This is a genomic window from Shinella sp. WSC3-e (genome assembly GCF_945994535.1).
GTDB classification, from domain to species: Bacteria; Pseudomonadota; Alphaproteobacteria; order Rhizobiales; family Rhizobiaceae; genus Shinella; species Shinella yambaruensis.
This window is the reverse complement of record NZ_OZ000530.1, coordinates 3,452,501-3,473,522: the sequence shown is the minus strand read 5'-3', so window position 1 is coordinate 3,473,522 and position 21,022 is coordinate 3,452,501. Positions and strand designations below refer to the sequence as shown.

General features: G+C 65.4%; 21 protein-coding genes and 1 pseudogene. 10 read left to right on the top strand and 12 right to left on the bottom strand.

Going from position 1 to position 21,022, the window contains the following annotated elements:
- Positions 1-20 precede the first annotated feature (20 nt).
- Complete coding sequence (locus AABF56_RS17120) at positions 21-770, bottom strand: class I SAM-dependent methyltransferase (protein ID WP_244769399.1); 750 nt, start codon at positions 768-770, stop codon at positions 21-23.
- Positions 771-859: 89 nt separating this feature from the next.
- Between AABF56_RS17120 and gloB the strand changes: the two genes are divergently transcribed.
- Positions 860-1,624, top strand: a complete 765-nt coding sequence (gene gloB / locus AABF56_RS17115) for a hydroxyacylglutathione hydrolase (protein ID WP_272806869.1) — start codon at positions 860-862, stop codon at positions 1,622-1,624.
- Positions 1,624-2,046 (top strand): cupin domain-containing protein, encoded by a 423-nt coding sequence (locus AABF56_RS17110; RefSeq protein ID WP_272806868.1) that lies wholly within the window; start codon positions 1,624-1,626, stop codon positions 2,044-2,046. The genes gloB and AABF56_RS17110 overlap by 1 nt, the downstream gene beginning before the upstream one ends.
- Here the strand turns inward: AABF56_RS17110 and yddG are convergent, their stop codons facing one another.
- Both yddG and AABF56_RS17100 read right to left on the bottom strand, forming a co-directional pair.
- On the bottom strand, positions 2,047-2,928 hold the full coding sequence (gene yddG / locus AABF56_RS17105; protein WP_272806867.1) for an aromatic amino acid exporter YddG: 882 nt from the start codon (positions 2,926-2,928) through the stop codon (positions 2,047-2,049).
- 40 nt (positions 2,929-2,968) lie between these two features.
- Entirely contained in the window at positions 2,969-3,760 is a 792-nt protein-coding gene (locus AABF56_RS17100; protein ID WP_443021134.1) for a DUF3108 domain-containing protein, read from the bottom strand.
- Positions 3,761-4,001: 241 nt separating this feature from the next.
- Here AABF56_RS17100 and rpmB point away from each other — a divergent pair, with 241 nt between their 5' ends.
- On the top strand, positions 4,002-4,292 hold the full coding sequence (gene rpmB / locus AABF56_RS17095; protein WP_064331573.1) for a 50S ribosomal protein L28: 291 nt from the start codon (positions 4,002-4,004) through the stop codon (positions 4,290-4,292).
- Between the two features lie 160 nt (positions 4,293-4,452).
- A complete protein-coding gene (locus tag AABF56_RS17090) occupies positions 4,453-5,091 on the top strand; it encodes a VUT family protein (RefSeq protein WP_244769404.1) in 639 nt (212 codons plus the stop codon).
- Positions 5,092-5,212: 121 nt separating this feature from the next.
- On the opposite strand, the gene AABF56_RS17085 is transcribed toward AABF56_RS17090, so the two are convergent.
- The 4 genes from AABF56_RS17085 to AABF56_RS17070 all read right to left on the bottom strand — a co-directional run bounded on the left by AABF56_RS17085 (position 5,213) and on the right by AABF56_RS17070 (position 9,903).
- Positions 5,213-6,214: an esterase-like activity of phytase family protein gene (locus tag AABF56_RS17085; RefSeq protein WP_272806865.1), complete on the bottom strand. Its 1,002-nt coding sequence runs from the start codon at positions 6,212-6,214 to the stop codon at positions 5,213-5,215.
- A 31-nt stretch (positions 6,215-6,245) separates the two neighbouring features.
- Entirely contained in the window at positions 6,246-8,147 is a 1,902-nt protein-coding gene (gene cobT, locus AABF56_RS17080; protein WP_272806864.1) for a cobaltochelatase subunit CobT, read from the bottom strand.
- A 16-nt stretch (positions 8,148-8,163) separates the two neighbouring features.
- Entirely contained in the window at positions 8,164-9,162 is a 999-nt protein-coding gene (gene cobS / locus AABF56_RS17075) for a cobaltochelatase subunit CobS (protein WP_064331569.1), read from the bottom strand.
- Between the two features lie 117 nt (positions 9,163-9,279).
- A complete protein-coding gene (locus AABF56_RS17070) occupies positions 9,280-9,903 on the bottom strand; it encodes a J domain-containing protein (protein ID WP_244769407.1) in 624 nt (207 codons plus the stop codon).
- 118 nt (positions 9,904-10,021) lie between these two features.
- On the opposite strand from AABF56_RS17070, the gene AABF56_RS17065 reads away from it, so the two are divergent.
- The gene (locus AABF56_RS17065) at positions 10,022-10,303 is read left to right on the top strand and encodes a BolA family protein (protein ID WP_244769408.1); all 282 of its coding nucleotides are present in this window, start codon (positions 10,022-10,024) and stop codon (positions 10,301-10,303) included.
- 101 nt (positions 10,304-10,404) lie between these two features.
- Here the strand turns inward: AABF56_RS17065 and AABF56_RS17060 are convergent.
- From AABF56_RS17060 to AABF56_RS17045, 4 genes and pseudogenes are all read right to left on the bottom strand, one after another.
- A pseudogene (locus AABF56_RS17060) lies at positions 10,405-11,145 on the bottom strand (transporter associated domain-containing protein); the annotation flags it as partial.
- A 176-nt stretch (positions 11,146-11,321) separates the two neighbouring features.
- The gene (gene aroB / locus AABF56_RS17055; protein WP_272806862.1) at positions 11,322-12,449 is read right to left on the bottom strand and encodes a 3-dehydroquinate synthase; all 1,128 of its coding nucleotides are present in this window, start codon (positions 12,447-12,449) and stop codon (positions 11,322-11,324) included.
- Between the two features lie 10 nt (positions 12,450-12,459).
- A complete protein-coding gene (locus tag AABF56_RS17050) occupies positions 12,460-13,053 on the bottom strand; it encodes a shikimate kinase (RefSeq protein ID WP_272806861.1) in 594 nt (197 codons plus the stop codon).
- A gap of 110 nt (positions 13,054-13,163) precedes the next feature.
- Entirely contained in the window at positions 13,164-14,090 is a 927-nt protein-coding gene (locus AABF56_RS17045; RefSeq protein WP_272806860.1) for an IS110 family transposase, read from the bottom strand.
- 366 nt (positions 14,091-14,456) lie between these two features.
- Between AABF56_RS17045 and AABF56_RS17040 the strand changes: the two genes are divergently transcribed.
- From AABF56_RS17040 to AABF56_RS17020, 5 genes are all read left to right on the top strand, one after another.
- Positions 14,457-14,606: a hypothetical protein gene (locus AABF56_RS17040; RefSeq protein ID WP_133034593.1), complete on the top strand. Its 150-nt coding sequence runs from the start codon at positions 14,457-14,459 to the stop codon at positions 14,604-14,606.
- A complete protein-coding gene (xerD, locus tag AABF56_RS17035; RefSeq protein ID WP_272806859.1) occupies positions 14,603-15,550 on the top strand; it encodes a site-specific tyrosine recombinase XerD in 948 nt (315 codons plus the stop codon). Before AABF56_RS17040 ends, xerD begins: the two co-directional genes overlap by 4 nt.
- 75 nt (positions 15,551-15,625) lie before the next feature.
- Positions 15,626-16,579 carry an acetyl-CoA carboxylase carboxyltransferase subunit alpha gene (locus AABF56_RS17030; RefSeq protein ID WP_272806858.1) on the top strand — a complete coding sequence of 318 codons (954 nt, stop codon included), beginning with the start codon at positions 15,626-15,628 and terminating at the stop codon, positions 16,577-16,579.
- Between the two features lie 204 nt (positions 16,580-16,783).
- The gene (locus AABF56_RS17025; protein ID WP_272806857.1) at positions 16,784-18,286 is read left to right on the top strand and encodes a L,D-transpeptidase family protein; all 1,503 of its coding nucleotides are present in this window, start codon (positions 16,784-16,786) and stop codon (positions 18,284-18,286) included.
- Positions 18,283-18,531, top strand: a complete 249-nt coding sequence (locus AABF56_RS17020) for a sulfurtransferase TusA family protein (protein WP_272806856.1) — start codon at positions 18,283-18,285, stop codon at positions 18,529-18,531. Before AABF56_RS17025 ends, AABF56_RS17020 begins: the two co-directional genes overlap by 4 nt.
- A 92-nt stretch (positions 18,532-18,623) precedes the next feature.
- Here AABF56_RS17020 and AABF56_RS17015 read toward each other — a convergent pair whose 3' ends face one another.
- Positions 18,624-20,579 carry a M23 family metallopeptidase gene (locus AABF56_RS17015; protein ID WP_272806855.1) on the bottom strand — a complete coding sequence of 652 codons (1,956 nt, stop codon included), beginning with the start codon at positions 20,577-20,579 and terminating at the stop codon, positions 18,624-18,626.
- Between the last annotated feature and the right edge of the window lie 443 nt (positions 20,580-21,022).

Below are 21,022 nucleotides of genomic sequence, written 5' to 3'. Positions count from 1 at the left end.
GCCGGCATTTGTCGAGGGGATCAGCGCGGCGCGCGCTCGCGCGTCGTCGGCACGCCCTGCGGGGCGAGCACCGGCACGAAGACGCGCCGCGAGGCGCGGGCGGCGACGGGCAGGCCCTGATAGAGCCGCTTCTGCGCCTCCACGATGATGACGCCGGAGAACATCGGCCAGAGCATGCGCCCCAGCCGCTCGAAGGCACCGCGCAGTTTCTGCACGCTGCGCAGCTTGGAGGGCGGGAAGAACAGCGCTTCGGCCGAGGCGCCGGGCGTGAAGTTGGTCTCGCGCAACAGCGCGGTCAGCTGGCCGCGCGAATAGGGCCGGCCGGAGCCGAAGGGCGTATGCTCCATGCGTGCCCAGACGCCGCGCCGGTTCGGCACGACGATGACGAGCCGCCCGCCCGGGGCCAGCACGCGCCAGAGCTCCTTCATCGTCTCGCGCGGGTTTTCCGCAAATTCCAGCGAATGCACCATCAGCACGCGATCGACCGAGGCATCCGGCAGCGGCAGTTCCTCGTCGAAGACGAGGGCCGTGGAGGAGAGCTCGCCCGGCGGCCAGTTCACCGCGCCCTGGCCAGCCGGCATGAAGGCGAAGGTGCGCTCCGTATCGGCGCGGAACCGTTCCAGGTAGGGCACGGCATAACCGAGCCCGACCAGCCGTTCGTCCGGCAGGCGCGCCCAGAGCGAGGCGAGCGCCATGGCGATCGAATGGTCGGCGAGGCGCCCGAGCGGCGAGTGGTAGAATTCACGAAGGTCGACGATATCGGCATGCATGACCTGAATGTGCGCGACGGGCTGGTGGACTTCAAGGCCGATTGCCTTACATTCCCGCCGACCGCCCGCAATGCGATGAGGAATGCGCCATGACCCCGCTGGAAATAGACCTCTTTCCCTGCCGCAGCGACAATTTCGGCGTGCTGCTGCACGATCCGGCGACGGGGGCGACCGCGAGCGTCGATGCGCCGGAGGAAAAGCCGATCCTCGATGCGCTCGCCCGCCGCGGCTGGACGCTCAGCCATATCTTCACGACGCATCACCACAACGACCATGTCGAGGCCAATCTGGCGCTGAAGGACCGTTTCGGCGCGACGATCATCGGGCCGGCGCGCGAGACGATCCCGGGCATCGACCGCAAGGTGGATGGCGGCGACAGCTTCGACTTTGCCGGCAGGCGCGTCGAGGTCATCCTGACGCCGGGCCATACGGCGGGGCATGTCTGCTTCCATCTGCCCGTGGAAAAGCTGCTCTTTGCGGCCGATACGCTGTTTGCGCTCGGCTGCGGCCGGCTCTTCGAGGGCACGCCGGCGCAGATGTGGCAATCGCTTGAAAAGCTCGCCGCGCTGCCGGAGGAGACGACCGTCTATTTCGGCCATGAATACACGCTCTCCAATGCACGCTTCGCCATAACCGTCGATCCGGGCAATGCCGCCCTCGCAAGCCGCGTGGCGGAGATCGAGTCGCTTCGGGCGGCGGGCGCTTTCACCGCACCGACGACCATCGGCCTCGAAAAGGCGACCAACCCCTTCCTGCGGGCCGCCGATCCTTCGATCCGCCGCCATCTCGGCATGGAAACGGCGAGCGATGCCGAGGTCTTTGCGGAAATCCGCGCACGCAAGGACCGGTTCTGATGACGCCGCAGGATATCATCGCGCGGCTCGGCATGGAGCGGCATCCGGAAGGCGGCTGGTATGTGCAGACCTTTCGCGATGCCGCGGGCGGCGCGCGCGGACATTCGACGGCGATCTATTACCTCCTGGAGCGGGACGAGCGCTCGCACTGGCACCGGGTGAAGGATGCGGTCGAGGTCTGGCACCATTATGCCGGCGGGCCGCTGGCGCTATCTTTGAGTGACGGCGCGGCGCCGGCGGAAACGCAGGTGCTGGGGCCGGACCTTGCGGCGGGCGAACGGCCGCAGGTCATCGTGCCGGCGAACTGGTGGCAAGCGGCCGAACCGCTCGGCGACTGGACGCTGGTCGGCTGCACGGTCTCGCCGGGCTTTCTCTTCTCCTCCTTCGAGATGGCGCCACCCGGCTGGGAACCGGGCGCCTGATCAGGCCGGGCTTGCCGCCGCCTTGCGGAAGATCATGTCCTTGGCGGCGAGGATTGCCCCGCCTGTGACCAGCAGGCAGGCAAGGCCGATGCGCCAGGACGGTTCGGCAAAGCCGGAAAGGATCAGCACGAGCGTCGAGAGCAGCGGTGCGGCATAGCTTGCGGCCCCGAGGATCTGGATGTCACCGTTCTTGATGCCGAAATCCCAGGCATAGAAGGCCGCGCCGACGGGCAGGAGGCCAAGGCCGGCGACGGCGAGCCATTCGAAGCCCGTTTGCGGCCAGACCGTGGTTTCCAGCATCAGGTGGCAGGCAAGCGAGAGGAGGGCGGTGGCGAGGCAGAAGCCTGTCACCACATCCGTCGAGACCGCCTCGAAACGGCGGGTGAGCAGTGAATAGCCCGCCCAGGTGAAGGCGCAGAGGAAGGCCGCGCCATAGCCGACAAGGTACGCCTCATCGAAGGCAAAGCCGTTGCGGCCGACGATGAGCACCGTGCCGCCGAGGCCGAGGCACGCGCCGACGACATGGTTCCATTTCAGCCGCTCGCCCGGCAGCAGCGCCGAGCCGACGACGATGAGGAGCGGCCAGAGATAGGCGATCAGGCCGGCTTCCACGGCGGGCGCGTTGCGCAGCGCGGTGAAGTAGAGGAAGTGGTAGCCGAAGAGGCCGAGAATGCCGGTGATCCAGACCTTGGCCGGTTGCCGCAGCAGCCTGGTGCGCTCGGGTCGGGCGAGGAGCACGAAGATGCCGGGCAGGCTGCCGATCAGGAAGCAGACGGCGGAGAGCTGGAAGGGCGGCATCTTGCCGGAGGCCGCGGTGAAGAGCGCGAGCAGCGACCACATCAGGATCGCCGAAAAGCCAATCAGGGTCGCACGCGTCTTCAAGGCCGATCACTCCCGCCGGTCCGCCGACGGGCCGGGCGCGTCAGCCGCCGAAGCGCGTGGCCGAGACGGTGACAGGGCCGAGCTTGGTCGGAATCTGTACATAGACCGGAGCATATACCTTCGCGCCCTCGGCCTTGGCAAACCAGATTTCCATCGTCTTCAGCTTGCGCAGGTATTCCACGTCGTCGCGGCCCTTGCGATAGCCGGATTTCGGCACGAAGCGGATGCCGCAGACGACGACCTCGCCTTCGAAGCCCTTGGTGGAATAGGGCTTGGTGCCCTTGGAGCTCAGTTTCAGGTCGAGGCGGCTCTCACCGTCGAAGATCGGCAGCGTCTTCGGGCAGACGCGGCTTCCCTCCGGGATGATGAGGCCGGAAATCGGGTCGAGCACGGCGCGCATGTCGGCGGTGGAGACGGGCACCCAGTTCTTCGGCTTGCGCCGCGGCGGCGTCATGCTGGCGGTGATGACATTGCCGTTGTGGAAGGTGACGTCGATGGCGCGGCTGCGCTTGCCGCTCTTGTAGTTCACCGAATAGTTCGTGGCGTGCAACCGGCCACGGCTGACGGTGCCGGAGACCGAGGTCGTGCCCTTGGTGCTCGAGAAGATATCGGCAAGGCCGGCCGATTGCAGGCTGCCGGAAATCGTGTAGCGATTGCCGTTGAAGGCCGAGCGGAAGGTGGCGGTTGCCACCGGCAGGCCGGACAGGCGGATGCTGTAATCCGTGCGGTGCTCGATTTCCGCCGACGAAAGCGGCGTTACGCCACCCATAAGGGCAAGCGACATGACAGCGCCAGCAACCCAAACCCGCCCGTTCATCTTCACGACTCCCATTGAGACGCTCCGCCTAGTCTGCCATTGCGGCGATTCTACGCCGCGGCAAAAGTCCGATCCACTTGCTCTTGCCTGCAAATCATGGCCTTTGGCAACTGAATTCAGGGTGAACGGCAGGTTTGGCTTGACGTCGGCGTCGCGTGTGACTATAGAACCGCGACTTTCCAAAAAGGCCAGACGGACTGCGGCCGGTTTCGGTGCCGGAAACGTATTGTCCTGAACAAAGAAAAATAGGTGTATCATGTCCCGTAGTTGCGAATTGACCGGCAAGGGCGTCCAGTCGGGCAACAATGTGAGCCACGCAAACAACAAGACGAAGCGCAAGTTCCTGCCGAACCTGTGCAATGTCACGCTGATTTCCGACGCCCTCGGCCAGCGTTTCCGTCTTCGCGTTTCCGCTGCTGCCCTCCGCTCGGTCGAGCACCGCGGTGGCCTCGACGCCTTCCTGCTGAAGGCCGAAGAGAACGAACTGTCGATGCGCGCTCGCCTGCTGCGCCGCCAGATCGCCAAGAAGACCGCTGCAGCCGCCTGATCCAAGGCGTCACGTCAGACCGTTTTCATTGAGGCTTGACCGGTCGCCGGGCAGGCCTCAATGCTTTGCGCTAAAACGCAATTCCTGGCGGAAGGCTGCTTTGCACCTTTCCCGGAATCGCCTCATCCCTCCAACTGGTGGCATCACCCAGGATAAAAAAATGCTCGCGAACCGCATTACCCTTCTCTATGTCCTCCTGATGACGGCCGTGGTCGTCGCCTCAAACGTGCTGGTGCAGTATCCGCTTTCGGGCGTGCTGCTGGGCATCAACCTCGGCGACCTGCTGACCTATGGTGCCTTCACCTATCCGGTCGCCTTTCTCATCACCGACCTCACCAACCGCCAGTTCGGCCCGCGCGTCGCGCGCCGCGTCGTCGCGGCCGGTTTCGTCGTGGCGGTGGCCTTCTCCTTCGCCGTCGCCTCGCCGCGCATCGCGATCGCATCCGGTTCGGCGTTCCTGTTCGGCCAGCTGCTCGACATCTCGGTCTTCAACACGCTCCGCCGGCAGGCCTGGTGGCGCGCGCCGCTGATCGCGTCGCTGATCGGCTCGCTGCTGGATACGATCCTGTTCTTCTCCTTCGCCTTCGCGCCGGCCTTTTCCATCTTCGGCCCGAACGATGCCTTCGCGATCGAATGGGCGCCGATCCTGGGCGTTCTTGCCGCGGAAGCGCCGCGCTGGATCTCCTGGGCGCTCGGCGACTTTTCGGTAAAGGTTCTGGTCGGCTTCGTCATGCTGCTGCCCTATGGCGCGCTGATGAGCAAGCTGAAGCCGATGCCGGGCGTCGAAAAGCTGGCCTGAGAAGAAAAGCACAGCCGACGGGCGGTTTAGGTTGACGACACGCCGCGCGCCACCCATCGCCGCCCCGGAACGTGAATGCTCGGCTCAAGGCCGGGCCTATGACGGAGGGGTGGCGGTGGCGTTATTTTCCCGATAGCAGGCGGAATTCGAGCATCAGATTGCGCTGGAGGATGGAGTGGTTGTCGTCGGAGACGACGATCAGACGGATATCGTCCTCACCCATCACCACGACGTCCAGCCCTTCCATATTGTCGATCTGATGGCTGAGGTCGACATCGATCAGCACGTCGCCGTCGACCACCGCACCGGGGCGGATCTTCCCGCCGTCGATGCGGCGGATGCGCATGCCGATGCCATCGGAGAGCCGGAAGCGGCGCTCCAGCAGCAGGAGGTCGCCATTCGGCAGGAAGGCGCCGTCGGTGATGTCCCAGGGATCGTTGCGCGTGACAGCGAAGGTGCCGGCGCGCGGGCCGCCGAGCACGGCGGCAAAGACGTTGCCGTCGGGATCGAGGCTGCGTTCCGTGACGGTGACCGGCACGGCGCCGAGCGGCCCCGCCTCCGGTGACATCGCCAGCGTCTCCATGCCGCGGTTGCTGCGCAGCTCGCGCCGGGGGAAGGGCAGGGCGAGGCGGCGGGCGGGCCTTGCGTCCATGAAGCCGGGGTCGGGATAGGCGTCGATGCGGTGGACGTTCTCGAAGCTTACCAGAACCTCGCCCTTGCCGAGGGCAAGGCCCTCCGCATCCATCTGGTACTTGACGTTTTCGTCCTGGCCTTCCTCGTTGAGCATCGAGCGTATCTTGAGATCGGCAAGGCCGCTCAGGCGGCCTTCGGCGTCCCTCTCGATGCGGCCGGTCAGCCAGTGGCCGGTATCGAGCACGGCGACGAAATCCTGCCGGTCGGCGCGGAAATGGATCGCCGAGACGGCGCCGAGCAGGGGATTGCTGGACGAATAGCTGATGCCGCCGAGGAATTCGAGCTTGCCGAAGGTGCGCTGGTCGGAGCCGAAGGTGAAGTGCGTGATGGCGCGGCTGGTGACGGGAAGCGCGACGACCTCCGCCGTTGCAGGCCCTGGCAACGGCAGCGAAAGCGCGATGGCGGCGGCGAGAAGAGGGAGGCCTCGCATAAGGCTCCCTATGCGCCGGCGTGGTACCGGCTCAGCCGGCACGGCGTCGGCCGGCGGGGCGTCGGCTGGTGGCCTCGTCGGCGAAGAGCGAGGCGAGCTGTTCCGTCATTGCGCCGGCCAGTTCGTCGGCATCGACGATGGTGACGGCGCGACGGTAGTAGCGGGTGACGTCATGGCCGATGCCGATGGCGAGAAGCTCGACCGGCGATTTCGTCTCGATCTGCTCGATGACGGCGCGCAGGTGCCGTTCCAGATAGTTGCCGGGGTTCACCGAAAGCGTCGAATCATCGACCGGCGCACCGTCCGAGATCATCATCAGGATACGGCGCTGCTCGGGGCGGGCCAGCAGGCGATTGTGCGCCCAGATCAGCGCCTCGCCGTCGATGTTTTCCTTGAGCAGGCCCTCGCGCATCATCAGGCCGAGATTGCGCCTCGCGCGCCGCCACGGGGCGTCCGCGCCCTTGTAGACGATGTGGCGGAGGTCGTTGAGGCGGCCGGGGGATTGCGGCTTGCCGCTGCCGAGCCATTTCTCGCGCGACTGGCCGCCCTTCCATGCCTTGGTGGTGAAGCCGAGGATCTCGACCTTCACGCCGCAGCGCTCCAGCGTACGCGCGAGAATATCGGCGCAGGTGGCGGCGACGGTGATCGGCCGGCCGCGCATCGAGCCGGAATTGTCGATGAGGAGCGTCACGACCGTATCGCGGAAGGTCGTGTCCTTCTCGCGCTTGAAGGAAAGCGGCTGCATCGGGTCGATGATGATGCGCTGCAGGCGGGCGCTGTCGAGATAGCCCTCTTCGAGGTCGAATTCCCAGGCGCGGTTCTGCTGTGCCATCAGGCGGCGCTGCAGACGGTTCGCCAGGCGGCCGACGGCGCCTTGCAGATGGGCGAGCTGCTTGTCGAGGAACGCGCGCAGGCGGTCGAGCTCCGCCTCGTCGCACAGCTCTTCCGCCGTGATCATCTCGTCGAATTCCTCGGTGAAGACCGTGTAGTCGACCTTCTCGTTGAAATCGCTGAAGGGATGGTTCGGGCGGCGGACCTCGCCGGGTGTCTCGCTGTCGTCGCCGTCGTCGTCGACGAGATCGTCGTCGGAGATCTCCGCGCCGTCCATCTCGCCTTCGTCCATCTGGTCGTCGGACGTCTCGTTCTCGTCGGCGGGCGCCGCGTCGTCGCCGGCGTCCTCCTGGCTTTCGTTGTCTTCCTGCTCGTCGCTGCGCGGCTGGTCCTCGTCCTCGGGCGTCTCCGAATCATCCGGCTCGGTTTCGTCCTCGCCATACTGTTCGGCGACGTTCATCGAGGCGAGCATATTGCGCACGACGCGGGAGAAGGCCTGCTGGTCGTTGATGGCGGCGGTGAGGCCGTCCATGTCGCGGCCGGCCTTGTCGGTGATGAAGTCGCGCCAGAGGTCCAGCACCTTGCCGGCGGAGGCCGGCGGGGCCTGGCCCGTCAGCTTCTCGCGCACGATGAGCGCGACGGCCTCTTCGAGCGGCGCATCGGCCTGGCGGCTGATCGCGCCGAAATTCGCCTTGGCGTATTTCTCCGTCAGCATGGTGGTAAGGTTCTGCGCCATGCCCGGCATGCGGTTGGAGCCGATGGCCTCGACACGCGCCTGCTCGACCGCGTCGAAGATCGCGCGGGCGTCGGCCCCCTGCGGCGACATGGTCGCGTGGATGCGCGCATCGTGGCAGGCCTTGCGCAGCGCCATCGAATCGCCGAGGCCGCGGGTGATCGCGACTTCGGCGGGCGAGGGGCGCTTCGTCAGTTCCGGCAGGCGGATGCGCTCGCCGGTCATGCCGGGGCGCTCGTTGGCGAAGGAAACCTCCACCTCCGCATCGCCGGCGACGGCGCGCACGCAGCCCGTCACCGCGCGGCGGAACGGCTCCATGTCGACCACGCCGCCGGGCCTCGGCTTCGAATTGTCTCCGCGAGCTGCCATGCGCTTTTCCCGGGCCTCAGGCCGTCGCCTCCAGCACGATGTTGGCGGCGCTTTCCTTCAGCTCGACGCCGAAGGCGCGCTGGTAGAGTTCGGCGACCAGCGTGCGTTCCAGCTCGTCGCACTTGTTGAGGAAGGTGACGCGGAAGGCGAAGGCGAGATCGCCGAAGATCTCGGCGTTTTCGCCCCAGGTGATGACGGTGCGCGGGCTCATCACGGTGGAGAGGTCGCCGTTGATGAAGGCGGCGCGGGTGAGGTCGGCGACGCGGACCATGCGCGAGATCGTGTCGCGGCCGTCCTTGCCGGCGGCAAGGCGCTTCACCTTGGCGGCGACGATGCTGACCTCGTTGTCGTGCGGCAGATAGTTCAGCGTGGTGACGATCGACCAGCGGTCCATCTGCGCCTGGTTGATCTGCTGCGTGCCGTGGTAGAGGCCCGTCGTATCGCCGAGGCCGACCGTGTTGGCGGTGGCGAACAGGCGGAAGGCGGGGTGCGGGCGGATGACGCGGCTCTGGTCGAGCAGGGTCAGGCGGCCGGAGGATTCCAGCACGCGCTGGATGACGAACATGACGTCCGGGCGGCCGGCGTCGTATTCGTCGAAGACGAGCGCGACATTGTGCTGGTAGGCCCAGGGCAGGATGCCGTCCTTGAATTCGGTGACCTGCAATCCGTCCTTCACGACGATGGCGTCCTTGCCGACAAGGTCGATACGGCTGACATGGCTATCGAGGTTGACACGCACGCAGGGCCAGTTGAGGCGGGCGGCGACCTGCTCGATATGGGTCGACTTGCCCGTGCCGTGATAGCCGGAGACCATGACGCGGCGGTTATGCGCGAAGCCCGCGAGGATGGCGAGGGTGGTTTCCCGGTCGAACAGGTAGTCCGGGTCGAGGTCCGGCACATAGGCGTCCGCCTTGGAATAGGCCGGAACCTTGAGGTCCGTATCAATGCCGAAAACCTCCCGGACGGATACCGTGGTATCGGGGAGGTTGGAAATATCGAGATCCATCTTGCTCATCACGTCTCCGCGGGCGGCGGGCTTGCCTCCACCCCAATATCCTAGTGCACGCCGACTGCGCCCTTTGCCTGATGGCATCGTGCGAAACCGGGCGATTCCGTCCGGCCGCAAAATGCTCTAGCAGAAGCCGGCCTGCTTTAACAATTGATATGCTTGGATGACCGCGCGAAAACGCTCTTCCGAGCCTCTATCTCCGCCATTTGCATCGGGGTGATGCTTTTTGACAAGGGCTTTGTAGGCGGTCTTGATGTCCTGGGCCGTTGCGGTGGCGGCAAGGCCGAGCGTGTCGTAGGCTTTCGCCTCCAGCGTTTTCAGCTTCCTGGCACGCGGCTCCATCTGCGGCCGGCGGCCTTTCCCCTCGGCGAAGAAGCCGAAGGGATCGCGGATGCGCTGATTTGCCCCGGCGGAACCCGAACGCGCCGTGCCCTGCGCCGGACCGTTCTTCGCCGCCTTGTTGACGCCGATCGTCCAGGTCGGGCGGTGACCGGTGATCGCCTCCTTCTGGTAGCGGGCGATCTCGCCGTCGGAGAGGCCGGAGAAGTAGTTGTAGCCCTTGTTGTATTCCTTGACGTGCTCGAAGCAGAACATGAAATACTGGCCTTCGGCATTGCGGCCGACGGGTGCGCGATGCACGGCATTTTCTTCGCAGCCATCCCACTGACAGATCGGCGCGGAGCGTTCGGGACGCTCCACGCGCCGCTTCGTGCGGATGCGGTCGAAGTATTTGGAATCGAGTTTCATGGCCCCATTATGGGGTTCCGGAAGGCCTGCAACAAGAATTGACAAAGCGGATTGTTGCTGGCTTTGTGGAACCATTTTGTGCATCGCGGCGCACGGTTTCCGCCGCCGAAGGTCTGCCATGTCCATGAAGTCCAGCATCGCCGAAAAGCTGACCGCCGCCTTCACGCCGGAGCGGCTCGACGTCATCAACGAGAGCCACCTGCATGCCGGCCACCAGCCGGATTTCAACGGCGAGGGGGAGACGCATATGCGCGTGCGCATCGTCGCCTCCGCCTTTGCCGGCATGAGCCGCGTGGCGCGCCACCGGGCGATCAACGACCTGGTGAAGGCGGAGTTCGATGCGGGGCTGCATGCGCTGGCCGTCGAGGCGGCCGCGCCCGGGGAAGCAACCCGCTGGTGATGAGCGCATTCCCGCTTTTCTTCGAATAGCGAAAACGCTCTCATTTTTGTTTTTGCGCAATTCCGGACGCAAAACCGCTGCACACTTTTGCTGGAATTGCTTTAGGTTCGCGGCGCTTCCGGCTCGACGGGGCGGACGCGCAGCTTGGTGATGCGGTTCTTCACCCGCTTCATCACGATGAAGCGCTTGCCGTAGAAGGTGAAGGCCTGGCGCTCTTCCGGGATCGATTTCGATTCATGGATGACGAGGCCGGCAATGGTCGTCGCCTCCTCGTCGGGCAGGTTCCAGTCGAAGGCGCGGTTGAGGTCGCGGATCGTCACGCCACCGTCGACGACCAGCGAGCCGTCTGCCTCCTGCCGCACGCCCTGCATGTCGACATCCTTCTCGTCGGAGATGTCGCCGACGATCTCCTTAAGGATGTCCTGCAGCGTGACGAGGCCCTGCACCTCGCCATATTCGTCGACCACGGTCGCGAAATGCTCCTTGCGGCGGAGGAACGCGGCGAGCTGCTCCTTGAGCGTCGTGGTGTCGGGCACGAACCAGGGCTTTTGCGCCACCCTGGTAATGTCGAGGTTCTTCGGTTCGACGCCGGGTTCCGCCAGCGCGCGCAAAAGGTCCTTGGCGTGCACGACGCCGACGATGTTGTCGACCGAGCCGGCCCAGAGCGGCATGCGCGTATAGGGGCTTTCGAGCACGGCCTTGACGATCTCCTCCGGCGGGTCGCCGGCATTGAGCGCCCGCATGGTCGTGCGGTGGATCATGATGTCGGAGACTTCCAGCGCATCGAGATCGAGCATGCCGGGGGATTTCTCCCGGTCGGATTTCGCCACCGCGCCGTCGCGGGGGGATTGGCCGCCCCGGCGATCGCCCTCCGCCTCGCGTGTTTCCTGATGCGCGCGCCAGAGCGCGGCGATCGGTTTGCGCCGGCGGAAGAGAACCACGGTGAGAATGATCAGGCCGAGCAGAAGAACGGCCAGCAGCCAGAAAAGGGGAGCGAGCGCGGCGGGCGTGTCGCTGTTCATTTCGGCAGCTTTTCCTTGAGGAAAGCGATGACCTCGGATTGCGGCACGTCATCGGCGACGAAGGACTGGCCGACGCCGCGCGTCAGGATGAAGGTGAGCCTGCCGCCCTTGACCTTCTTGTCCTGGGCGATGGCGTCCATCAGCACCTCCGCCGGCGGCAGGTCGCCGGGGATCTGGCCCATGGCGGTCGGCAGGCCGACCTCGGCGAGATGCGCCTCGACGCGCTTGCCGTCGTCGGGGCTGGCAAGGTTCATGCGGGCGGAAAACTGGTGGGCGAGCACCATGCCGATCGAGACGCCCTCGCCATGCACGAGGCGGGCGCTGTCATACCGTGTCGCCGCCTCCAGCGCATGGCCGAAGGTATGGCCGAGATTGAGCAGGGCGCGCTGGCCGTTCTCCCGCTCGTCGGCGGCGACGACGTCGGCTTTCGCCTGGCAGCTCGTGGCGATCGCCTCGATGCGGGCCTCGCCGCCGGCAAAGACGGCGCGCCAGTTCTTTTCCAGCCAGGCGAAGAAGTCCGGCTTGTCGATCAGGCCGTATTTGGCGACTTCGGCATAGCCGGCGCGGAATTCGCGCGGGGAAAGCGTGTCGAGCACGTCCGTATCGGCGAGAACCAGGTCCGGCTGGTGGAAGACGCCGATGAGGTTCTTGCCGTGCGGCGAGTTGATGCCGGTCTTGCCGCCGACGGAGGAATCGACCTGCGCCAGCAGCGAGGTCGGCACCTGGATGAAGCGTGAGCCGCGGCGCGCGATGCCGGCGGCAAAGCCGGTGAGGTCGCCGATGACCCCGCCGCCGAGCGCCACGACCGCGTCGTTGCGCTCGATGCGGGCGGCGAGCACGCTGTCGCAAACGCTGATCAGGTGTTCGAAGCTCTTCGTCTTCTCGCCGGCCGGCAGCACGAGCGAGACGGCCTCGATGCCCTCCGCCTTCAGCGCGGCCATGAAATCGTCGAGATAGAGGGGGGCGACATGCGCGTCGGTGATGACGGCGATCTTGCGGCCCTTGAGGCGGCCCGCGATCTCGCGGCCGGCGGCGGATATGAGGCCCGGGCCGATCAGGATGTCATAGGAACGGTCGCCGAGGTCAACCCGTACGGTGCGGCGGGCGGTGGCAGGTGCAGTCATCGTCATCTCGTCAGGCTTTCTTGGCGGCGGCGGTGATCGCGGTGAGCACCTCCTCCACCATGGTTTCCTTCTTCACGTCACGCGACAGGACCGTGAGATCGGCCTGCGCATAGATCGGATAGCGGGCGTTCATGAGGTTTTCGAGCGTCTGGCGCGGGTTCTCCGTCTTCAGTAGCGGGCGGGTGTCGCGTTTGTTGACGCGCTCCCACAGGACGTCGAGGTCGGCCTTCAGCCAGACCGACAGTCCGCCGCGCTTGATGTGCTTGCGGGTGTTCTCATTGATATAGGCGCCGCCACCGGTCGATACGACCCGCGGGCCGGAGCGCAGCAGGCGCTTGATGACGCGGGTCTCGAGCGCGCGGAACTCCGCTTCGCCATAGGCCGCGAACAGGTCGGTGATCGACATGCGCGAGACGCGCTCGATCTCGTGGTCGCTGTCGATGAAGGGAATGCCGAGCGCCTGCGCGGTCATGCGGCCGATCGCCGATTTGCCGGCGCCCATCAGGCCGATCAGCACGAGGTTGCGCTTGCCGAGCGCGGCGCGGGCCGCCTCGGCAAGCGTGGGGGCAAGCGTGAGAGGGGCCTGGTCGGTCAGCTCGGTCATGCGTGTTTTCCGGGGTTTCGTCCCTTTCCGTATCGACAAAAGCGCTGGAAGCGTCAAGCCATGCGTCGCACGGGAGCCGCAAAGGCCGTGCGGATGGGTGGCAACTGTGTTCAAGCGAAGTTGGTTTTGTCGCGCTGCATTGCATTGAGGATCGTGATGAGCTTTCTTGCGACGGCGATGATGCCGGCCTTTGCGGAGTCTGTTCTGGCTGAGACGGCCTGATGGAAGGCGCGCAGGCGCGCTGAGGCCTTGATTGCGCCGAGGGCCGCCATGTAGAGGGCCTTTCGCACGCGTGGCCTGCCGCCCTTGATGCGGCGGCGGCCGTTTCTCCTGCCGGAATCGTCATTGAAGGGAGCAAGGCCGGCAAGGCTTGCGGCTGTTTTGGGCGAAAGGCTGCCGAGTTCGGGCATATGGGCCAGCAGGGTCAAGGCTGTCACCTTGCCCACGCCGGGCGCGGAGGTAAGGCGATGGGCGTGTTCGGTGAGGGCCTGGCTCTTCATGTGGTGGTCGATCGCAGCCTGGATCGAGGCGATCCTCTCGCCGAGGATGGCGATCATGGCCTCGATGTCGGCGCGGATGGCGGGATCGAAGGCATCGCAAAGATGCCGGCGCTCGGTTGCACGGGCATCGACGAGCTGATCCCGGCGGCGGGCAAGGGCCGCCAGCCGCTCGCGGACCGGGCAAGGCGGCGCCTCGGCCGTCAGGCCGAACATGGTTCCCATCTCGCAAAGCGAGCGGGCATCGATGCGGTCGGTCTTGGCCAGCCGTCCCCGCGCTTCGGCAAAGCGCCGGGCCGTCTTCGGGTTGACGCGGGCAAAGGCGATGCCGGCCTGTGAAAGACACAGGCGCAGCATCCGGTCGCAATGACCTGTCGCCTCGAAGACGACCAGGTCGGTGGCCGGGTCGAGGCGACAGGCAAAAGCGGACAGCGCGGTCTGCTCGTTGGGGATGCGGCAGAACCTGGCCGTTTTCGGATCGAAGATGTCGATCATGTCCTTGCCGATGTCGCAGCCGATGAAGGTATGGTGTATCGTCATGGCGCCTGCTCCTGTGTGCGGGGTCTGTGGCGACAGCCCCGTGCAACTGTTCAGGTTGATGGGCGAAGCGGGAAGGGACCAAGCCATGCCGCGGCCTGCCGTCAAAAACGGCGGCCTGGATCCTCTCGGCCTCCTTCCCGCAACCATCTTACATCAGACCAAACACACAGGATCCTCGGGGCAAGCCCGAGGATGACGGAAGAAGGGAGGGCGCCCCGCGAGAAAGACCGTTTCCCCTGCCGCACCGGCCAATGGCCGGTAACCTCTCCTCGCCCACGGGTCATCCTCGGGCTCGACCCGAGAATCCACGCCCTTGCGCTCGGCGGTGGGCGAGGCGATATAGGGACCATCGTCCCGGAGAGCGCCATGCCGACCCTGTTCCGATTCCTGTTCTTCTGCGCCGTGATCGCCGGTTCGATCTACGGCACGATGGTGGCGCTGGTGACCTTCGTGGAGCCGACGGAGCGCGAGGTGACGATCCGCATTCCTTCCGAGCGGGTAAACCCGCAACAATGAGGGATCCATCCGCCCTTCAGGTCGAATCCTTTCTCGAGATGATGAGCGCCGAGCGCGGCGCGGCGACGAACACGCTGCAATCCTACGAGCGGGACCTGGAGGATGCGCGTTCCTTCCTCAACGAGCGGAGCGTGCGGCTGGTGGAGGCGACGGCAGACGACCTGCGCGCCTATCTCGCCCATCTCGCCCGGCAGGGCTTTGCCGCCTCCTCGCAGGCCCGCCGGCTTTCGGCGCTGCGGCAGTTCTTCAAGTTCCTCTATGGCGAGGGGCTGCGTGGCGACGACCCGACCGGCATTCTCGATGCTCCCCGCAAGGGCCGGCCGCTGCCGAAGACGCTGAGCGTCGAGGATGTCGGCCGCCTGATCGCCCGGGCGGAGGCGGAGGCGGCGGAACCGGGCGACACGCTTCTCCAGCGCCGCCGCATGCATCTTCTGGTGGAACTTCTTTATGCCACGGGCTTGCGCGTCAGCGAACTCGTCTCGCTGCCGGCGAGCGTGCTGGCGCAGACGGGGCGCTTCCTCGTCGTGAAGGGCAAGGGCAACAAGGAGCGGCTGGTGCCGCTGTCGCGCGCCGCCGTCGCGGCGCTCGAAACCTATGGCGAGGCGCTGGCGGCCGATATCGGCGCCGATCCGGCGGCGGGCGCCTTCCTGTTCCCGGCGAAAAGCAAGGAGGGCCATCTGCCGCGCCAGGTGTTCGCCCGCGACCTGAAGGCGCTGGCGGGGCGGGCGGGGATCCGGGCCTCGACGCTCTCGCCGCATGTTCTGCGCCATGCTTTCGCCAGCCACCTCCTGCAGAACGGCGCGGACCTGCGCGCGGTGCAGGAACTGCTCGGCCACTCGGACATTTCGACGACACAAATCTATACGCATGTGCTGGAAGAACGGCTCCACCAGCTCGTTCAGACCCATCACCCCCTTGCCAAACAGGCAAAAAAACCGGATTAGGACCCCTCTTCATGCCACTGGTCCCGGCCGACGGCATCCTGACGCGGTTTGAGCAAACGATCGGAAACGCATCTCATGCACAACTACCTCGATTTCGAAAAGCCCATCTCGGATCTCGAAGGCAAGATCCACGAACTCCGCAAGCTCGCCGAGGAAGATGAGAGCATCGACACGACGGATGAGGTCGGCCGGCTGGAAGTGCGCGCCCGCGAGGCGATGGCCGATATCTACGCCAAGCTGACGCCCTGGCAGAAGACGCAGGTTGCGCGCCATCCGCAACGCCCGCATTTCCTCGACTTCGCCGCCCAGCTTTTCGACGAGTTCACCCCGCTTGCCGGTGACCGCAAGTTCGCCGAGGACGAGGCGATCCAGGCCGGTCTCGGCCGCTTCAACGGCGAGGCCGTCGCCATCATCGGCCAGGAGAAGGGCAACGACACCAAGTCGCGCCTCAAGCACAATTTCGGCAGCGCGCGGCCGGAAGGCTACCGCAAGGCGATCCGCGTCATGGAAATGGCCGACCGCTTCGGCCTGCCGATCATCACGCTGATCGACACGGCCGGCGCCTATCCCGGCATCGGGGCGGAAGAGCGCGGCCAGGCGGAAGCCATCGCCCGATCGACCGAGATGTGCCTCAATGTCCGCGTGCCGATCGTTTCCGTGGTGCTCGGCGAGGGCGGCTCGGGCGGGGCCATCGCGATCGCCACCGGCGACCGCGTCTTCATGCTCGAACATGCGATCTACAGCGTGATCTCGCCGGAAGGCGCCGCCTCCATCCTCTGGCGCGATTCCACCCGCGCCAAGGAAGCGGCCAGCAACATGAAGATCACGGCCGAGGACTTGAAGGCCCTGGGCATCATCGATGGCATCATCCAGGAGCCTGTCGGCGGCGCGCATCGCGATCCGCAGGCCGTCATCGCGCGCACCGGCGATGTCATCGCGGATGCGCTGAAGGAGCTTTCCGCCAAGCCCGGCGACCAGTTGCGCAAGGATCGCCGTCAGCGCTACCTCAATATCGGCCGCCAGCTCTGAGGGGATTCTTGCCGGTCGGTGGCTCCCGGGCCGCCCTTTGCCCCATCTCGGCCATAATCCTTGTGTCTGAAACGATGCGGCGTGCCGGCAGCCTCGCGAAAGAATTCCCGGTTAACACTTTATGAAGTATAAGCCGGTTACCACTGCGCGTCCGCCCGCCGGCGCGACGGCTTGCGATCTGACGATTGTTGACGGACTTCTGGAATGCGCCTGACTGTTCTTGCCGCCGTATCGCTCCTTGCCGTGGCCGCCGCCGGCTGCACCAACGAGACGCTCGACTCTTTCGACAAGGTCGACGTCGACATCAGCAAGGTTTCCAAGAAGACCGACTACCAGCTTTCCTCGGCGGTGCTCGGCAAGCTTTCCTCGATGAACATCGACCGGTCCTCGCCGATGATGTTGCGCATCTTCAAGGAAGAGGGCCGGCTGGAACTGTGGAAGGCCGACCGCTCCAACCGCTACCAGCTGGTGCGCAACTACAAGATCTGCGCCTGGTCGGGAAAGCTCGGCCCGAAGATGAAGGAAGGCGACCGCCAGGCGCCGGAAGGGTTCTACCCGCTGTCCAGGGCGCACATGAACCCGAATTCGAGCTACTTCCTGGCTATCAATACTGGCTTTCCGAATGCCTATGACCGCGCCAACAAGGCGAGCGGCAGCCATCTGATGATCCATGGCGCCTGTTCGTCGTCCGGCTGTTATTCGATGACCGACGAGCAGATGGTGGAAATCTTCGCCTTCGCGCGCGATGCCTTCAACGGCGGCCAGTCGACAATCCAGCTCCAGGCCTTTCCCTTCCGCATGACCGCGGAAAACATGGCCCGTCACCGCGACAATCCGAATATCGAATTCTGGAAGATGCTGAAGGTCGGATACGACCATTTCGAGCTGACCAAGCGTCCGCCGGAGGTCAATGTCTGCGAGAAGAAATATGTCTTCAACCAGCAGGCCGACAAACCCTTCTCGCCGGCGGGTGCCTGCCCGGCGATGACGACGCCGGCCGCCCTCGAGGTGGCGCTCGGCAGCTACAACAAGACCTATGCCGCAGCCTATGCCAAGGCCATGCAGAAATATGACGGCACGGTCTGGATCGAACCCTCGGAAGCCCAGCGCAAGGCGATCGTCGCCGACCAGCGCAAGGGCCGTGAGCTCGCCTATGCGCCGACCGGCAATTCGCTGGACGCCGGCAAGCTGATGACGGCCCGCGAGATCGCCGAGCAGAAGCGCAAGGCGGAAGAGGCCGAAAGGCGCAAGGTCGAGGCGGCCGAACGCGCGGTGCGCGAGGCCGAAGAGGCAAAGCTTGCGGCCGAGCAGGCGAAGATCAAGGAAGCGGAAGCCTTCGCTGCCGACGTCGCCGCCGAGAAGGCGCAGAAGCAGGCACGCGGCGCGGGCGCCCTGCCGGTGCCGGAGGACAATCCGGGCGTCGCGGCCGTCGAGAAGAAGGAAGAGAAGCCCTTCTGGAAATTTTGGAACAACAAGACCGCGCCGCGCAAGGCCGAACCCGCCGCCGACGTGACGCAGCAGAGTCAGCAGGACGCCGGCGGGCAGGCGGCGCAGACGACGCAGAGCACCGCCGTCACGACCACCGGCCAGCGTGTCGAAAAGCCGGCCGCGGGCGCTGATGCCCTGCCGGTGCCGGAGGACAATTCGAGCGTCCAGGTCGTCGAGAAGACGGCCGAAAGGCCGTTCTGGAAGTTCTGGCAGAAATGATCGCGACGGCGGCCCGCGACGACGCCGAGGTCTACGACCTGCGCGGCCTGAAATGCCCGCTGCCGGTGATGAAGACGCGCAAGCGCCTTTCGACGATGGATGCCGGCAGCACGCTCTGGGTGGAAACCACCGACCCGCTCGCCGTCATCGACATACCCCACTTCTGCCACGAGAACGGCCACGCGCTCGAAGCGAGCGAGCGCGTCGAGGCGGGGCATCGTTTCCTGATCCGCAAGAAGGCGTGAGCCCGCGGGAACGCGTTTCTGGTCGCTTGATCTGATCGTAAACGACGGTGCCGTTCGCCTGTGCGCCACAGCCCTTCGGGATTTCCGCAGCCTCAATGCGTCTCGGCGACTTCCGTCGATCCGCCGCGGCCGAGCAGGTCGTCGATGCGCTTGCGCTCGACCTCGAACTGGGCGAGGGCCTTGCCCTCCAGCGACTTGCCGCCGGGCAGGCGGATCTTCAGCGCATCCACCTTGTTGCCGTTGACGATCATCTCGTAATGCAGGTGCGGCCCGGTCGAAAGCCCGGTTGAGCCGACATAGCCGATGACTTGGCCCTGGCGGACCTTGACGCCGGGCTTGATGCCCTTGGCGATGGCGTTCTGGTGGTTGTAGGACGAGACATAGCCATTGGCATGGCGGATCAGCGTCTGGTTGCCGTAGCCGCCGGAATCCCAGCCGGCCTTCTCGACGACGCCGTTGCCGGCCGCGATGATCGGCGTGCCGCGCGGCGCGGACCAGTCGACGCCGGTATGCATGCGCGAAAAGCCGAGGATCGGGTGACGACGCATGCCGAAGCCCGAGCGGAAGGTGCCGTTCGGGACCGGATTGCGCAGCAGGAACTGCCGGATGCTCTTGCCGTTCTCGTCGTAATAGTCGATCGAGTCGTCTTCCGGGTTCTGGAAACGGTAGACGCGGGTTTCTGTGTCGCCGAACTTGGCGTCGAGGAAGAGGATCTCGGATTCCTCCGTCGCCGCGCCGCTCTGGTCGGTGACGGAAAAGAAGGCTTCGAGCGAATCGGTCGGCCGCAGCTGCGCCTGGAAATCGACATTGCTGGCAAGGACGCGGATGACCTCCGCCGTCATGTCCTTGCCCATGCCGTAGGAGAGCGCGGCGCGATAGATGCCGTCATAGACGCGCGGCAGGTCGCGCCCGGCAATGATCGCCGGCCGGTCGTCATTGTCGAAGGCGGTGGCGACGGCGTCGAGCACCGGCGGCTCGATGCCGTTGACGAAGCGGCCCTTGTCGTCGAGCGCGGCGGTCGTCACATGGCGGCCGCGCGAATAGACGCTGGCGCGCACGATACTGGCTTCCTTGCCCTTCTGCGCGATGCAGATGCGCAGCACGTCGCCCTCGGCCAACTGTTTGCTGCCGAGCGGGCCTTCAAGATAGGCGGAAAGATCGTCGGCCTGGGCCTTGGTATAGCCGGCCGCGGTCATGATCTCGCCGATATCGGCCGCCCGGCGCACGGGGATCACGTCGTCGGCATATTCCGTGTCGTCCGGCGTCAGCGTGTCGAAATTCGAGACGCTCATGTTCTCCTCGACGATGCGGGCCGTCAGGCCCTGAAGCAGGTCGAGATCGGAGGAATCGGAAGCGAAGCGCTGCGGATCGACATAATAGAGCGAGGCGACCTGCGTGCTGCCGTCGGTCAGCACCGAGCCGTTGGTGCGCACATTCTCCTCGACCTCCTCGATCGACATCTGGTCGGCATAGTCGAGCGCCGAACCGCCGGTCGGGAAGGCATCGGTCTGCAGCGCGACCTCCGATTCGACATCCGAACCATAGATCGTGCCCATGCGCGAGGCGGGCGCGGCATCCTTGCCGTTGGTGGAGAAGATCGCGAGCGGATCGAAACGTGGATAGTCCTCGCTCGTCGTGTGGTTCGCGGCCAGCGCCATCTTCACATGGGCGAAGGGCTGCCGGCGCACCACTTCCTTCTCGCCGTCGTGGATTACGGTGGAGATTTCCATGATCTTCTTGTCGGCCGGCTTGGCGACGATGGCCGTCTCGACGACGCGCTCGCCGCGTTTTGCCGTTTCGCCGGTCTTGCTCGTCTGGTTCGTGGCGCCGAGCGCGGCAAAGGCCTCGGCGGGAATGGCGAGCTGCTGGCGCCCGTCGAGCGCGGCGAACAGCGCGACGCCCATCAGGATGGAGGAGGTGATGCCGGTGAGGAACGTGCCGGAGAGCCAGCGCAGCGAGATTTCCCGGCGGTCGGGCGCCTTGCGTCCGTCGGCGAGGATCGGCGGCTCATTGCCGAGGGATCGGATCATGTTCCGGTCGGTGGTCATGCCGATTGCGCTTCGCCCTGTGTCGCGGTCTGGTTTCAGCGCGGGACCATGCACGCAGGAAGGCATGCGAGTCAAATCACGCTGGTTCTCATGAACTCCTCTAGAGAGGCGGAATGTGAAAATCTGAGGGCAATGGCCGCCAATCGGCTTCTGTTCGGCCGGGAAGCCCTGAAAATCCGGGGGAAATGAATGCCGGGCGTGCCTTTCCGAAGAAATTTTCAAAAAAATGTCACATGCCCTGTTGACGTTATGGGATGAGTAGGCCTATAACCCGGCCATCGAACGAGAGCGGCGGCGCTTCTGGCGGCCGACGAACTCGCTCTAGGGTTTCCTGACGGAGCTGGTGAGAATTGGGCCTGATTTGGTTCGGGTGATTTTTGCGGTTCTGACGAGACTGGGACGGTTTGGCCGTCGGTTATTTGACAATTGAATATTGAAGAAAG

Bases quoted from the DNA above. Each gene is read 5' to 3' on its own strand.
- AABF56_RS17120 (WP_244769399.1), bottom strand. From the start codon at position 770: ATGCATGCCGATATCGTCGACCTTCGTGAATTCTACCACTCGCCGCTC.
- gloB (WP_272806869.1), top strand. From the start codon at position 860: ATGACCCCGCTGGAAATAGACCTCTTTCCCTGCCGCAGCGACAATTTC.
- AABF56_RS17110 (WP_272806868.1), top strand. From the start codon at position 1,624: ATGACGCCGCAGGATATCATCGCGCGGCTCGGCATGGAGCGGCATCCG.
- AABF56_RS17100 (WP_443021134.1), bottom strand. From the start codon at position 3,760: ATGGGAGTCGTGAAGATGAACGGGCGGGTTTGGGTTGCTGGCGCTGTC.
- rpmB (WP_064331573.1), top strand. From the start codon at position 4,002: ATGTCCCGTAGTTGCGAATTGACCGGCAAGGGCGTCCAGTCGGGCAAC.
- AABF56_RS17090 (WP_244769404.1), top strand. From the start codon at position 4,453: ATGCTCGCGAACCGCATTACCCTTCTCTATGTCCTCCTGATGACGGCC.
- AABF56_RS17085 (WP_272806865.1), bottom strand. From the start codon at position 6,214: ATGCGAGGCCTCCCTCTTCTCGCCGCCGCCATCGCGCTTTCGCTGCCG.
- cobT (WP_272806864.1), bottom strand. From the start codon at position 8,147: ATGGCAGCTCGCGGAGACAATTCGAAGCCGAGGCCCGGCGGCGTGGTC.
- cobS (WP_064331569.1), bottom strand. From the start codon at position 9,162: ATGAGCAAGATGGATCTCGATATTTCCAACCTCCCCGATACCACGGTA.
- AABF56_RS17070 (WP_244769407.1), bottom strand. From the start codon at position 9,903: ATGAAACTCGATTCCAAATACTTCGACCGCATCCGCACGAAGCGGCGC.
- AABF56_RS17065 (WP_244769408.1), top strand. From the start codon at position 10,022: ATGTCCATGAAGTCCAGCATCGCCGAAAAGCTGACCGCCGCCTTCACG.
- aroB (WP_272806862.1), bottom strand. From the start codon at position 12,449: ATGACTGCACCTGCCACCGCCCGCCGCACCGTACGGGTTGACCTCGGC.
- AABF56_RS17050 (WP_272806861.1), bottom strand. From the start codon at position 13,053: ATGACCGAGCTGACCGACCAGGCCCCTCTCACGCTTGCCCCCACGCTT.
- AABF56_RS17045 (WP_272806860.1), bottom strand. From the start codon at position 14,090: ATGACGATACACCATACCTTCATCGGCTGCGACATCGGCAAGGACATG.
- AABF56_RS17040 (WP_133034593.1), top strand. From the start codon at position 14,457: ATGCCGACCCTGTTCCGATTCCTGTTCTTCTGCGCCGTGATCGCCGGT.
- xerD (WP_272806859.1), top strand. From the start codon at position 14,603: ATGAGGGATCCATCCGCCCTTCAGGTCGAATCCTTTCTCGAGATGATG.
- AABF56_RS17030 (WP_272806858.1), top strand. From the start codon at position 15,626: ATGCACAACTACCTCGATTTCGAAAAGCCCATCTCGGATCTCGAAGGC.
- AABF56_RS17025 (WP_272806857.1), top strand. From the start codon at position 16,784: ATGCGCCTGACTGTTCTTGCCGCCGTATCGCTCCTTGCCGTGGCCGCC.
- AABF56_RS17020 (WP_272806856.1), top strand. From the start codon at position 18,283: ATGATCGCGACGGCGGCCCGCGACGACGCCGAGGTCTACGACCTGCGC.
- AABF56_RS17015 (WP_272806855.1), bottom strand. From the start codon at position 20,579: ATGACCACCGACCGGAACATGATCCGATCCCTCGGCAATGAGCCGCCG.